11 protein-coding genes are annotated in these 12,962 nt (G+C 63.8%); 2 read left to right on the top strand and 9 right to left on the bottom strand.

From position 1 onward, the window contains the following. The first annotated feature begins 31 nt into the window (after positions 1-31). Positions 32-2,095 (top strand): ComEC/Rec2 family competence protein, encoded by a 2,064-nt coding sequence (locus N6L27_RS01025; RefSeq protein WP_271905208.1) that lies wholly within the window; start codon positions 32-34, stop codon positions 2,093-2,095. Here the strand turns inward: N6L27_RS01025 and lexA are convergent. The 7 genes from lexA to N6L27_RS01060 form a co-directional block, all read right to left on the bottom strand. Then, positions 2,089-2,796 carry a transcriptional repressor LexA gene (gene lexA, locus N6L27_RS01030; RefSeq protein WP_271905209.1) on the bottom strand — a complete coding sequence of 236 codons (708 nt, stop codon included), beginning with the start codon at positions 2,794-2,796 and terminating at the stop codon, positions 2,089-2,091. The genes N6L27_RS01025 and lexA overlap by 7 nt on opposite strands. A gap of 144 nt (positions 2,797-2,940) precedes the next feature. Beyond that, a complete protein-coding gene (locus N6L27_RS01035) occupies positions 2,941-4,113 on the bottom strand; it encodes a molybdopterin molybdotransferase MoeA (protein ID WP_271905210.1) in 1,173 nt (390 codons plus the stop codon). Next, the gene (moaC, locus tag N6L27_RS01040) at positions 4,114-4,584 is read right to left on the bottom strand and encodes a cyclic pyranopterin monophosphate synthase MoaC (protein WP_271905211.1); all 471 of its coding nucleotides are present in this window, start codon (positions 4,582-4,584) and stop codon (positions 4,114-4,116) included. Positions 4,585-4,595: 11 nt separating this feature from the next. Beyond that, entirely contained in the window at positions 4,596-5,408 is an 813-nt protein-coding gene (gene trpC / locus N6L27_RS01045) for an indole-3-glycerol phosphate synthase TrpC (protein WP_271905212.1), read from the bottom strand. Then, positions 5,405-6,076, bottom strand: a complete 672-nt coding sequence (locus N6L27_RS01050) for a uracil-DNA glycosylase (protein WP_271905214.1) — start codon at positions 6,074-6,076, stop codon at positions 5,405-5,407. The genes trpC and N6L27_RS01050 overlap by 4 nt, the downstream gene beginning before the upstream one ends. Next, a complete protein-coding gene (gene trpD / locus N6L27_RS01055; protein WP_271905215.1) occupies positions 6,073-7,092 on the bottom strand; it encodes an anthranilate phosphoribosyltransferase in 1,020 nt (339 codons plus the stop codon). Before trpD ends, N6L27_RS01050 begins: the two co-directional genes overlap by 4 nt. Continuing rightward, positions 7,089-7,670: an anthranilate synthase component II gene (locus tag N6L27_RS01060; RefSeq protein WP_271905217.1), complete on the bottom strand. Its 582-nt coding sequence runs from the start codon at positions 7,668-7,670 to the stop codon at positions 7,089-7,091. The genes trpD and N6L27_RS01060 overlap by 4 nt, the downstream gene beginning before the upstream one ends. Before the next feature lie 188 nt (positions 7,671-7,858). Between N6L27_RS01060 and N6L27_RS01065 the strand changes: the two genes are divergently transcribed. Further along, a complete protein-coding gene (locus N6L27_RS01065) occupies positions 7,859-9,430 on the top strand; it encodes a divergent polysaccharide deacetylase family protein (protein WP_271905218.1) in 1,572 nt (523 codons plus the stop codon). A 95-nt stretch (positions 9,431-9,525) separates the two neighbouring features. Here N6L27_RS01065 and trpE read toward each other — a convergent pair whose 3' ends face one another. Together trpE and N6L27_RS01075 are read right to left on the bottom strand one after the other, a co-directional pair. After that, positions 9,526-11,037 (bottom strand): anthranilate synthase component I, encoded by a 1,512-nt coding sequence (gene trpE, locus N6L27_RS01070; RefSeq protein WP_271905219.1) that lies wholly within the window; start codon positions 11,035-11,037, stop codon positions 9,526-9,528. Between the two features lie 16 nt (positions 11,038-11,053). Further along, entirely contained in the window at positions 11,054-12,895 is a 1,842-nt protein-coding gene (locus N6L27_RS01075) for a peptidyl-prolyl cis-trans isomerase (protein WP_271905220.1), read from the bottom strand. Between the last annotated feature and the right edge of the window lie 67 nt (positions 12,896-12,962).

Below are 12,962 nucleotides of genomic sequence, written 5' to 3' on the forward strand. Positions count from 1 at the left end.
TGTCTACCGGGCGAGACGGCGGGGGGCAAGCATGGGGCTTGGAACTGCAGCCAGCAACGTTCTGCAAGGCCAGCGCGGCAACCTGTTTCCCTGGGTGCCGGTGTTTCTGGGCACGGGCATAGCCGTCTATTTCAGCCTGAAGGCTGAACCAAGCGCAACGGGTATTGCCGTTTCGGCGGCTGCCTCAATGCTGTTCGCAGCTTGTGCGTTGATACGGCACGCCTTGGCTTTTCTGTGCTGGGTGCCTGCGCTGCTGGCGGCTGGCATTTGCCTGGCGTTCACACGCACACATCAGGCGGCCGCCCCGGTTCTGGACTTCCGCTATTACGGGCCGGTTGAGGGGCGGATAGTGGCAATTGACCGCTCTCCGACGGATGCGCTGCGGCTGACACTGGACCAGGTGCGGCTGGACCGGGTCGCGCCTGCAGATACGCCTGCGAAAGTCAGAATTTCACTGAAGGGATCAATTGACATTCAGCAGCCCGGATCACGAGTGATGACAACCGCGCATCTGCTGCCGCCGCAGGGGCCGGTGGAACCGGGGGGCTTCGACTTCCGCCGCCACGCCTGGTTCAAGCAGCTGGGCGGGCTTGGCTACACGAGGGTTCCTGTGCTGCTGGCCGAGGCACCCGGCAGCGGCAAGCCGGTCGAGCGGCTGCGCAGAACGCTGGCACAGTATCTGCAGACGCGGCTGCCCGGAGAGAGCGGCGGGTTTGCCGCGGCTGTCACGGCGGGCGATCGAAGCGGTGTGGGTGAGGAGACACTGACCGCGCTGCGGCAAAGCAATCTGGCGCATCTGCTGGCGATCTCCGGCCTGCACATGGGCCTGCTGACGGGGTTTGTTTTTGCATCGCTTCGCACCCTGATGTGCCTGGTTCCATGGGCTGCGCTTCGCTGGCCGGTTAAGAAACTCGCGGCGGCGGCTGCATTGGCCGCCGGGTCCGGGTATCTGCTGCTGTCGGGCGGCAATGTCGCGACAGAGCGCGCCTTTGTTATGGTGGCGGTAATGTTCGGGGCGGTGCTGCTGAACCGGCGCGCAATCACCTTGAGAGCTGTGGCGGTGGCGGCGTTGATCGTGCTGCTGAGGCGGCCGGAAAGCCTGCTGAGCCCCGGGTTCCAAATGAGCTTTGCCGCCACCGCGGCGCTGGTTGCAGTGTTTGCCGCGCTCCGGGACGGGGAGGTTCCATTGGGCCCGCGCTGGCTGCGGCCCTTGCTTGCCCTGGTGCTGTCTTCTGCTGTGGCCGGGGCTGCGACGGCCCCCTTTGCCGCGGCGCATTTTAACACCATTCCGCATTACGGGCTGCTGGCGAACCTGTTGTCGGTGCCGGTGATGGGGACGGTCGTGATACCTGCTGCGGTACTGGCACTGGCACTGGCTCCGCTCGGGCTGGAGTGGATCGGGCTGACAGTCATGCAATGGGGCATGGAGTGGATCCTGTGGGTCGCCCGGACCGTGTCCGGCTTTGACGGGTCCGTATCGCATGTCGCAGCACCGGGGCCGCGGGTTCTGCCATTGCTCGCTGCAGGCTTCGTCTTTGCGGTGGTTTGGCAGGGGCGGCTGCGGCTGGCAGGCCTGACAGCCTGTGCCGCCGCCTTCGGGCTGTGGTCAATGGCGGAGCGCCCGCACATCCTGATAGCCGATTCTGGCGGACTGGTCGGCGTCATGGGTCCGGAAGGGCGCGCGCTGTCGCGTGCCAAGGCGCAAGCCTTCATCGCAGGGGTCTGGCTGGAGAATGACGGAGATCCGGAGCCACAGCCTGCCGCCGCCGCCCGCTGGGCTGGCGGGCTGGACGGGTTGGCGGTTTGGAAAGGTAACAGGTTCCGCCTGGTTCACGCACCGGGCATGCGCAAACTTTCCTCCGTAAGCAACTGCACCGGAACAGATATTATCGTTACCACAGTGGCAGGGAGCGGCGATTGCCTGCTGCTGACGCCAGAAGTGATGCGGCAGACGGGCAGCATAGCCCTGACACGCAGCGGCGCGTTTCTGACGGCGCGGGAGACAGCAGGCGACCGGCCTTGGACCGGCTGGCAGCCGGAGGGACAGGAAATCCGCCGCCTGCGGCGGCTGCTGAGCGGGGTCGGCAGTCAGTAAGTGCGGATCAGGCCGACAAGACGGCCCTGCACCTGGACCATATCTTCGGGGTAGCGGCGGGTTTCATAGGCCGGGTTGGCGGCCTCCAGCGCGATCATGGAGCCTTCGCGGAAATACTTCTTCAGGGTTGCTTCCTGGCCTTCGACCAGCGCCACAACAATGTCGCCGTTATCGGCTGCCGAAGATTCGCGGATCACCACGATATCGCCATCGTTGATACCGGCCTCGATCATCGAGTCGCCTTTGACCTCCAGCGCATAGTGCTGGCCGGTGGCGGCGATCATGCCGCCCGGCACCGCCACCTGATGCGAGACCTGGCTGATCGCCTCAATCGGCACACCGGCAGCAATCCGTCCCATCACCGGCAGTTCAACCGCTGCCTGGCGCAGCGGTTCCGCTGGTTCGGCTGTTGGAGCCGTGGCGCGTGCCTGGCCGCCGTCGATCACCTTGGGAGCGAAGCCTTGCGGCTCAGCTGCGCCGCCAAGGCTTTCGGGCAGGCGGATGATTTCGATGGCGCGAGCGCGGTGCGGCAGGCGGCGGATGAAGCCGCGCTCCTCCAGCGCCGTGATCAGCCGGTGGATACCGGATTTCGACCTGAGATCGAGTTCGGTCTTCATTTCGTCAAAACTGGGGGGCACGCTGTCGCGCTGCAAGCGTTTGTGAATGAATTCCAGCAGTTGAAGTTGCTTCTTTGTGAGCATCGCCGCGCCCTCCGTGCCTCATGTTTTCTTTTGTTCTACGCATGTTCACGTTTTGTGTCAACACGGCTGTTTTTCCGGACAGCACGGGAACGCGCCAGAGGCGCGTGCCTCCGGCGGATGTTTTTGTGCAAAGAAGAAGCTGGATCAGATGGAAAGGTATTGCACCGTTTCGCCTGCGCTGCGGGCAGGGTCACCCGGCGGCCGCACCAGCAGGGCGTTGGCGTTCGCAAGGATGGTGAGCAGCGAACTGTCCTGATTTTCAAAAGCCGTCAGTTGGCCGTTTTCGACCTGCGCCCGCATGTAATGCTCTCTCGGGCCATTTTGACCGAGCGGCTCTGCAAGGGTTGCTTCCTGCAGTTGCTGCGCTTCAGCAGGCAATCCCAGCATAGCTCTGATCATGGGGGCCAGGAAAACATGGCCGCAGACCATTGCAGACACCGGGTTGCCGGGCAGGCCGGCCATTGCAGCACTGCCCATGCGGCCGGCCATCAGCGGTTTGCCAGGACGCATGGCAACCTTGTAGAAGCTACGCTCCATGCCGAGGTCCTGCGCCACCTTGCCGACCAGATCGTGATCGCCGACCGAGGCGCCGCCGATAGTGACAACCAGGTCCGCACCCTCAGCCAGCTCAAACGCGGTGCGCAGGGAGCTTTCGGTATCGCGGGCGATCGGCAGGATGCGGGCGCGGGCGCCCAGATCCACGAGCATCGCCTTGAGGCCGAAGGTGTTGGAGGCGATGATCTGGTCCGGTCCGGGCGTGCCGCCGGGCATCACCAGCTCGTCACCGGTGGAGATCAGCGCGATCTCCGGGCGGCGGGTGACAGTGACCGAGGGGAGGTTCATCGCGGCCAGCAGGGCGATGTCCGAAGGGGCCAGCAGCCGCGGTGCGCTGACGGTCTGGCCATCGGTGAAGTCGCCGCCGCGGGGACGGATATTGTGGTTGCTGCCGGGCTCATCCGTGATGGTGATGAGGTCGCCGTTGCGGGTCACATCCTCTTGAATGACAACGAAACTTGCCCCTTCAGGCACCGGGGCTCCGGTGAAGATCCGCACCGCCTGACCGGCACCCACCTTGCCCTGATACGCGTGGCCGGCAGCGGCCTCGCCGATCACCTTGAACATGGCGTGCAGCTCAACCTCGGCGGCGTTGACGGCATAGCCGTCCATGGCGGAGGCGGAGAACGGCGGCTGGTCGCGGCGGGCCTGCACATCGCGGGCAAGCACGCGGCCTGTGGCCTGGTCCAAGGGGACTTCCTCAGGTTCCAGCTGGCTGACAAGCGCCAGAAGATGTGCGCGGGCTTCGCTGACAGGGATCATCTACGCCTCGTACCTGCCTGATTTTCCGCCATCTTTCAGCGTGACACGGATGCCGCCGATCTCCATCGCCTTGTCCACCGCCTTGGCCATGTCATAGACTGTGAGCGCGGCGGTAGAAACGGCGGTCAAGGCCTCCATCTCAACCCCGGTCTGTCCGGTGGTCTTGACCGTGGCCTCGACCCGCACGCCGGGCAGGTCGGGATCCAGCGTCAGTTCGACCGCGACCTTGGTCACAGGCAGCGGATGGCAGAGCGGGATCAGGTCGGGCGTCTTCTTGGCGCCCATGATGCCGGCAAGGCGGGCCACTGACAGCACGTCACCTTTCTTGGCGCGGCCCTCGGCAATGATGTCAAAGGTTTCCTGCGCCATGGTGATGTGGCCCTCGGCAGTGGCGATGCGCGAGGTCACTTCCTTGTCCGAGACGTCGACCATATGGGCGTCGCCCTTGGTGTCGAAATGCGTGAGGCTCATGGAGGGTATCCTTACATCATGCCCGGTGTCAGCGGGTTGGCGAGCAACGCGCGTGTTGCGCCGGCCACGTCGTCCTGCCGCATCAGGCTTTCGCCGATGAGGAAGGTGCGGGCGCCGTAGCGCGCCATATCGCTGAGATCCTCGGGCGTGAACAGCCCGCTTTCGCAGACGATGGTGCGGTCCGCGGGCACCATGCGGGACAGGGTCCGGGTGGTGTCCAGCGTGGTCTCGAAGGTCTTGAGGTTGCGGTTGTTGATGCCCATCAGCGGCGATTTCAGATTGCAGGCGCGTTCCAGCTCTTCGGCGTCGTGCACTTCCAGCAGCACATCCATGCCCCACTCAAAGGCACTTTCCTCCAGCTCCTGCGCCTGAGCGTCAGAAACGGAAGCGAGGATGATCAGGATGCAGTCGGCCCCCAGCGCGCGGGCCTCGGCCACCTGGTAGGTGTCATACATGAAGTCCTTGCGCAGTGCGGGCAGCGCGCAAGCATCGCGGGCCTGGGTGAGGAATTCCTTGGCGCCCTGGAAGCTGGGGGTGTCGGTCAGCACCGACAGGCAGGTGGCGCCGCCGTCCTCATAGGCCTTGGCCAGTTCCGCCGGTTCGAAATCGGGGCGGATCAGGCCCTTGGAAGGGCTCGCTTTCTTTATCTCGGCAATCAGGCCATAGCCTGTTCGGTTTGCCTGCATCAGACTGTCGGCAAAGCCGCGCACCGGCGAGGCCTCGCGTGCCTCGGCCTCAACCGCCTCAATCGGTTTGGCGGCTTTGTCTGCGGCCACTTCCTCGAGCTTGTAGGCCTTGATCTTGTCGAGCACGTTTTTGGTCATTCCGGTGCCTCCGTTCCTGCGTTCCAGTCTATGGCAGTTTCACCACGGTCGGCGAGCCAATTGTTCACTTTCGAAAAGGGCCGGGACCCGAAGAAACCGCGCCGCGCCGACAAGGGCGAAGGATGGGCGGTTTTCAGGATCAGGTGATCGCCCGGTTCGATATGTTTTTCAAGCTTTTGCGCCGCATTTCCCCAGAGAATGTAGGCGGTTGGGGTTCTGGACGTCAGATCCAGCACCTGGTGCACCAGTTGATGCCAGCCCAGATGCTTGTGGCCGTTTGCCTCACCTGCGGGAACCGACAGGGCGGTATTCAGCAAAAGCACGCCCTGACGTGCCCAGCCCCGCAGATCCGCATTCGGGCGGGTGATGCCAAGATCTTCCTGCAGCTCCTTGTAAATGTTGGACAAGGACCGGGGAAAGGGGCGCACATGCGGTTCCGCGGAGAAGGCCAGCCCGTGGGCGTGGCCGGGCGTCGGGTACGGATCCTGGCCGAGGATCACAACCCTTGTATCTTCCGGCTGTGTCAGTTCCAGCGCCGCGAACCGCTGATGCACAGGCGGCAGGATTTCCCGGCCATCCGCTTCAATCGAAGAGGATATCCCAGGCCAAACAGAACTGAAAAAAGGCAGGCTGGACCAGGCGCCCAGCCCTGCGGGAAGATCGGTCATGCGGCTGAGGTGATACGGGCCAGTGCTTCGACCTTTGCCTTGGCGGCACCGCTGTCGATCGACTCGGCGGCGCGTGCCACGCCCTCCTTGAGGTCCGCGGCCTTGCCTGCCACAACCAGCGCAGCGGCGGCGTTCAGCAAAACTGCGTCACGGTAGGCCGAGGGCGTGCCTTGCAAAAGCACCCGGAAGGCCATGGCGTTTTCCTCGGGCGTGCCGCCGATGATCTTGTCAAAGTCGTGCACCGGCAGGCCTGCATCCTCAGGGTGCAGCTCGACATCGCGGATTGTGCCGTCCTCCTCCAGAGCCGAGACCCAGCTGACACCGGTAATGGTCAGTTCATCGGTGCCATCGGAGCCGTGCACCAGCCACGCGCGCTCTGAGCCGAGGGTTTTGAGCGTTTCCGCCATCGGACGGATCATCGCGCGGCTGAAGGCGCCGGTCAGCTGGCGCTTGACGCCGGCAGGGTTGGTCAGGGGGCCTAGAATGTTGAAGATGGTCCGGGTGCCGAGCTCAGCCCGGGTGGGCATCACATGCGCCACCGCCGGGTGGTGCATCGGCGCCATCATGAAACCGATCCCGGCTTCATTTATTGCCTTTTCAACCACTTCCGGCCCGACCATAACGTTGATTCCCATTTGGGACTGCATGTCGGCGGTGCCGGATTTGGAGCTGAGATTGCGGTTTCCGTGCTTGGCGACCACAACGCCGGCGCCGGCGGCGACAAAGGCAGTGGCGGTGGAGATATTGAGGGTATTTTTGCCGTCGCCGCCGGTGCCAACGATATCCATGGCTCCGGCGGGCGCCTTCACCGGATTGCATTTGGCGCGCATCACCGCAGCCGCGGCGGCGTATTCGTCAACGCTTTCACCGCGGGTGCGCATGGCCATCAGCAGGCCGCCAATCTGGCTTGGCGTGGCCTCGCCCTCAAACAGCAGGGTGAAGGCTTTTTCAGCCTCTTCGCGGCTCAGCGAGCGTTCTGCAGCGGCGCCGATCAGTGGCTTCAGCTGATCGCTCATGCCGGCACCTGCATCACGTCGAGGAAGTTCTTCAACAGCGCGTGGCCGTGTTCGGAGGCAATTGATTCCGGGTGGAACTGGACGCCGTGGATCGGCAGCTCCTTGTGCTGCAGCCCCATGATGGTGCCGTCTTCCAGCTCAGCCGTGATTTCCAGGCAATCAGGCAGGCTTTCGCGCTCCACCACCAGAGAGTGATAGCGGGTTGCCTCAAAAGGCGTCGGCAAGCCTTTGAAAACGCCGGTATCCTTGTGATGCATCATGCCCATTTTGCCGTGAACGATCTCGTGGCAGCGCACGACCTTGCCGCCGAAGGCCTGGCCGATGGTCTGATGGCCGAGGCAGACGCCCAGAAGCGGCGTCTTGGTCTCTGCCGCAGCCTCAGTCAGGGCGAGGCAGATGCCGGCCTGATCCGGGTCGCACGGGCCGGGCGACAGCAGAATGCCGGAAGGCTTCATCGCCATGGCTTCCTGCACGTTGATGGCATCGTTGCGATGCACTTCCATTTCAGCGCCAAGCTCGCCCAGGTAGTGGACAAGGTTGTAGGTGAAGGAATCGTAGTTATCGATCAGCAGCAGCATCTTGCGGGCTCTTTTAAGGGTGGCGGGCGGGGTGCGCGCCGCAGTATAGTGGTTGCAACATACTTGTTCAGGGATACGGGGCAGCGTCAAGGGCAGGAACGGCGAATGGCAGAGGGTTACCGGTACCGGTGACGGCTGGCAGGCTGAAATGGCGCAGCACTTGGGAAAGATTGAGAGGCGAAACGGGCATGCGTGGATTTCTGGGCGGCGTGAGTGCCGGGGCTTTGCTGGCGGCGGGCGGACTGGCGATGCTGTCACTTTCGGTGCCATTGCCGCAGACGGCAGTCAAACACGAGCCAGCGCCGGAACCTGCCGGGCAAGCTGCGGGCGCAGGGCCTGAAACGGCGGAGACACAAACATCTGATGCTCCGCAGCCGGTTGCGCATGATCCCGGCGAGGTGCCGCAGATGGCTAATGGCGGCGGGGAAGCCGCAGCCGTTCCCAGCAACGGCCAGCGCGACGCCGACTTGGCCGAGGTTCACCCCGAAGCGCCCGGCACAGATCCAGCCGGAGATGACCTGAGCGCCTTGGCTGGCGCCGATACAGCCCCAGCAGACCAGCCCGCGATCGGCCTTTTCACTGCGGTGCAAGGTGCAGGCAATCTTGCACCTGCGGAGGCTCCGGCCCCGGCAGGGACGTCCGGCGAGCATCAGCCGCAGGCGGCGTTGCCTTCCGCGCCCACGGCGCCCGGCAGCGAGAGTGTCGTCGTGGCCGCAACTGAACCCGCTGCAGCGCCGGATGAACGCACCGGAGCCGTGGAAAGTGACGTCGCTGAGGTGACGGCTCAGCAGAACGCTCCCACGACAGTGGAGGCGCCTGTTTCCAGCACTGTTCAGGTTCCGGACATCGGCAGTGCGCCAGCTGAGGTCACATTGCCGGTGATTGGTGCAGCATCCGGTGTTCCGGCCGCCGAAAGCGGCAGTGTCGCTGGCGGAAGTGCGGATTCCGCTGAAACCGCCGCGGCGCCGGAAACTGCAGAGCCTGCCCCCTTGACGCCAAGCATAGGAACACCGGTTGTGCCGCTGACCGAACGGGACAAACAGGAAACCAGCTCTGCCGCTGCCGGCAGCGAGCCAGTGGACAACCCTTTCACGGCCTTTGCGGAACCGTTTTTTAACCCCGAAGACCGGCCGCTGATGTCTATCGTGCTGATTGATGATGCTGGCGCCGTCGGTGCGGAGGCCCTCGCGGAATTTCCTTATCCCTTGAGCTTTGCGATCGACCCGGAGGATCCGGAGGTCGCAGTGAAAATGGCTGCCCGCCGGAAGGCAGGCTTCGAGGTCCTTATGCTTGCGGACCTGCCGCGTGAGGCCACGCCGCAAGACGCGGAAACCTCCTTTGAGGTCTGGCGCGGCAAGCTGCCGGAGGCAGTGGCGATCCTTGAGGGGGTTGATACCGGCGTGCAAGGAAACCGTCCGCTGGCAGACCAGGTGGCAGCGGTGGCGGCCTCAGCCGGTTACGGCCTGGTGACCCAGGACAGCGGCCTTAATACCGTGCAGAAACTGGCATTGCGCGACGGCGTGCCGGCTGGTGTGGTGTTCCGCGACTTCGATGGTGCAGGGCAGAATCCGCGGGCGATCCGGCGGTTCCTGGACCAGGCGGCGTTCCGGGCCGGGCAGGAGGGTGCAGTGATCATGCTGGGCCGGCTGCGGCCCGATACGATTTCTGCACTGCTGCTGTGGGGGCTTCAGGACCGGGCGGAACGGGTGGCGCTGGCGCCGGTTTCGGCCAGCCTGGAAGCCAAGCTGCCGGCCAAGTGATCCCCTGCAAAGTCAAACGGCGCGCCTGAAGCGCGCCGTTGCCTCCGGCGGGAGTTTTTCAGGAAAGATGAAACTCAGAGCCTTGCGGCTCCGCGTCAGTTGTTGCCGTTGCCAGTGAAACGCGCGGCGTCCGCGGCAGCGCGGCGGATGGCGTTGGATTTGTGGACGGTCTCCATGTATTCGGCCTCCGGATCGCTGTCATAGACAACGCCGCCGCCGGCCTGGATATAGAGGTTCTGATCCTTGACGATAGCGGTGCGCAGCGCGATGCACATGTCCATGTCGCCGCCGGCCGAGAAATAGCCGACGCCGCCGCCGTAGATACCGCGTTTTTCCGGCTCCAGCTCGTCGATGATTTCCATTGCGCGCACCTTGGGCGCGCCGGAAACGGTGCCTGCGGGCATGCCCGCAAAGAATGCGTCCAGCGCATCCTTGTCCTCTGCCAGCTCACCCACGACGTTGGATACGATGTGCATGACGTGGCTATAGCGTTCGATGATGAACTTTTCAGTCGGGCGCACGGTGCCGATCCTGGCAACCCTGCCAGTGTCGTTGCGGCCCAGATCCAACAGCATCAGGTGCTCCGCCAGCTCCTTCTTGTCGGCCAGCAAATCGGCCTCCAGCGCTTTGTCCTCTTCCGGCGTGGCGCCGCGCGGGCGGGTGCCTGCGATGGGGCGGATGGTGACCTCCTGCCCGAAGACGCGGACCAGGATTTCAGGCGAAGCGCCCACCACCTGGAAGCCGCCGAAGTTGAAATAGAACATGAAGGGCGACGGGTTGGTGCGCCTGAGCGAGCGGTAGAGCGCGAAAGGCGGCTGGCGGAATTCCTGGGTCCAGCGCTGAGCTGGCACCACCTGGAAAATGTCACCGGCACGGATGTACTCCTTGGCCCTCTCCACCGCGGCCATATAGCCGTCCTTGGTGAAATTCGACACCGGCGGTGCAGCCTCGTGCGCGTCGCCCAGATCGCGGCTTTCGGCGGGCATCGCCCGTTCCAGATCGCGCACGGCATCCATCACCCGTTCGGCGGCCTGGGCATAAGCGGCCTTGGCCGTCTGGCCGTCACTGGACCAGACGGGGGACACCACGGTCACCTCGCCCTTGACCCCGTCCAGCACCGCAATGACCGAAGGGCGCAGCATCAACGCGTCGGGCAAGCCGAGGGGATCGGGGTTCACGTCCGGCAGGTGCTCGACCAGACGGATCATGTCATAACCCAGGTAGCCGAACAGGCCGGCCGCGGCCTGGGGCAGGTCGTCGGGCAGGTCGATTTTGCTCTCAGCAATCAGCGCCCGCAGGTTGTCCATCGGATTGCCATCCTGCGGTGTGAAATCATCCGCATCAAACCGCGCTGAGCGGTTCAGGGCTGACTGCGCCCCGTGGCAGCGCCAGACCAGATCCGGCTTCATGCCGATGATCGAGTAGCGCCCGCGCACTTCACCGCCGGTGACGGACTCGAGCATAAAGGCGTCCTTCTGGGCACCCGTCAGCTTGAGCATCAGCGAAACCGGGGTGTCGAGATCAGCGGCAAGGCGCGTATAAACGACCTGGTTCTCGCCGGCCTCATAAGCCTTGGAGAAGCTGTCGAAATCGGGGGTCAGGGCCATGAGTCTGGTGCCTTGATTACTGGAAGTTCGCCTGCGCTGCGTTCAGCGCCTGCTGGTCTACACGGGGTTCCGCGCGGGTTTGCACGTCCTGCGCAAAAGCCTGGAACAGCTCCTGCGCCAGCGTCTGGTCCAATTGCGCCTGCAGCGCCTGTGTGAGCAGGGTCATGTCGTCGCTGGCCTCGGGCGGCAGGATGGCGTCAAGACGCACAACCACAGCGGATTCCGCGTCCTGCACCAGACGGAAACCGCCGGTTTCCATTCCGAACACATCCGCGACCAAGGTGGCCGGCACGGTGTCGATATAGGCTGTGCGGGTCAGGCCGGTTTCTGTTTTCACCTCAGCGCCTTCAGCAAAGCTGCCCGAGGCCTTTGCCTGGGCCAGCAGTTCCTCGCCCTGTTTCCGCAGGGTACCGGCCCGAAGGCCAGCATCCCGGGCGGTCAGAACCTTATCCCTGGCATCCGCAAAGGGTTCCGGGCGTTCCGGCAAAACCTCATCCAGACGAATGGCAAACAGGCTGCCATCCTCAAGGAAACCGACTTCAGGGAAGTCCTCGGCAGTGACAGCAGCGGCGGCGGCGCGGAAACCCTCGTAGGCGGCGATATCCTCGCTGCTGTCCTCGGTCCAATTGATTTGGGCCAGCTCCAGCCCGCTGTCGGTTGCCAGCTCCTCCAGAGTGGCACCGCCAGCCAGCATGTCGTCGATGTCCTCGGCCTGCGTTTCCACCAGACGGCGGGCGCGGTCGGAGGCCAGTTCTTCGATCAGCTCAGGTTTGGCGTCTTCAAAAGTGGTGATCTGAGCCGCCAGCCGGCCGTTCACGCGGTAGAGCGCCGGGCCAAGATTGGAGGGCAGGGGGCCTGCCACGGTGCCGACTTCAGCGGCAAAGACATCGGTGCCGGCCGCGCCGAGATCGCCCATGGTCACGTCGCCCATGTCGATGTCCTGCAGTGTCAGGCCGCGGGTTTCGACGAGGCTTTCAAAGGTAGCACCTCCGGTTTCCAGCTGCGCCTTGGCGCTGGCAGCGGATTCGTCATCAGCGAACACAAGGCGTTCGACCAGGCGGCGTTCCGGAACCTGGTATTGGTCGGAGCGCTCCTCGAACAGGCGCTGCAGCTGGGCTTCGTCCACCTCAATTTCGTCCAGCAGCATGGACGGGCGCAGGGCAGCGTAGGTGATGACCTTGGTTTCCGGCAGCATAAACCGGTCCTGGTTGGCCTCATAAAAAGCCTGCAGATCAGCATCAGAGGGCGTCAGGGTGACCAGCGCGATGTCGGAAGCCATCAGCTGCACGTAGGAAAAGCTGCGGCGGGCGCCGATGTAGCTGGTCAGGGTTTCTGTCAGGGTTTCAGGCATCTTCGCACCGGACAATACTGCGCGTTGCACAATGGTGCGGGCGGCTTCGCGGCGCAGGTCCTCCTCGAATTCCTTCTCTGTCAGACCGGCATTGCGCAGAGCAAAACTGTAGGCCTCACGGTCGAACTGGCCATTCACGCCCTGAAAGGCGTCGATTGCGGCCAGTTCTTCGATCAGGTTCTCATCGCCGAGCGAAAGACCGAGAATCTTGGTCTCATGATCCAGTGCGGCAAGTGAAATCAGGCGGCCCAGCACGACCCGATCGAGGCCGAAGGCCGTTAGCTGTGCCATAGACATGGCCTGGCCGGTTTGCGCCTGCAGGGCACGCTGCTCGCGCTGAAGTTCGCGCACATAGGTACCGATGCTGACATCCTCATCACCGACCTGGGCAACGGAGGAAGAGGAACTGGAGAAGTTCACGGCGCCAAAGCCGGCAAGGCCAACGATCAGCATCCCCATCAGGATCCAGACGAAGGTTTTGGATAGATGTTTCATGCCTGCGGCCATGATGCCCTCTTTATTGTTCTGCCGTGCAAGGGACGACCCTGCAGCGGGAAATGCCGCTGACTGAATA

This window comes from Leisingera sp. SS27 (assembly GCF_028368855.1).
GTDB lineage: Bacteria > Pseudomonadota > Alphaproteobacteria > Rhodobacterales > Rhodobacteraceae > Leisingera.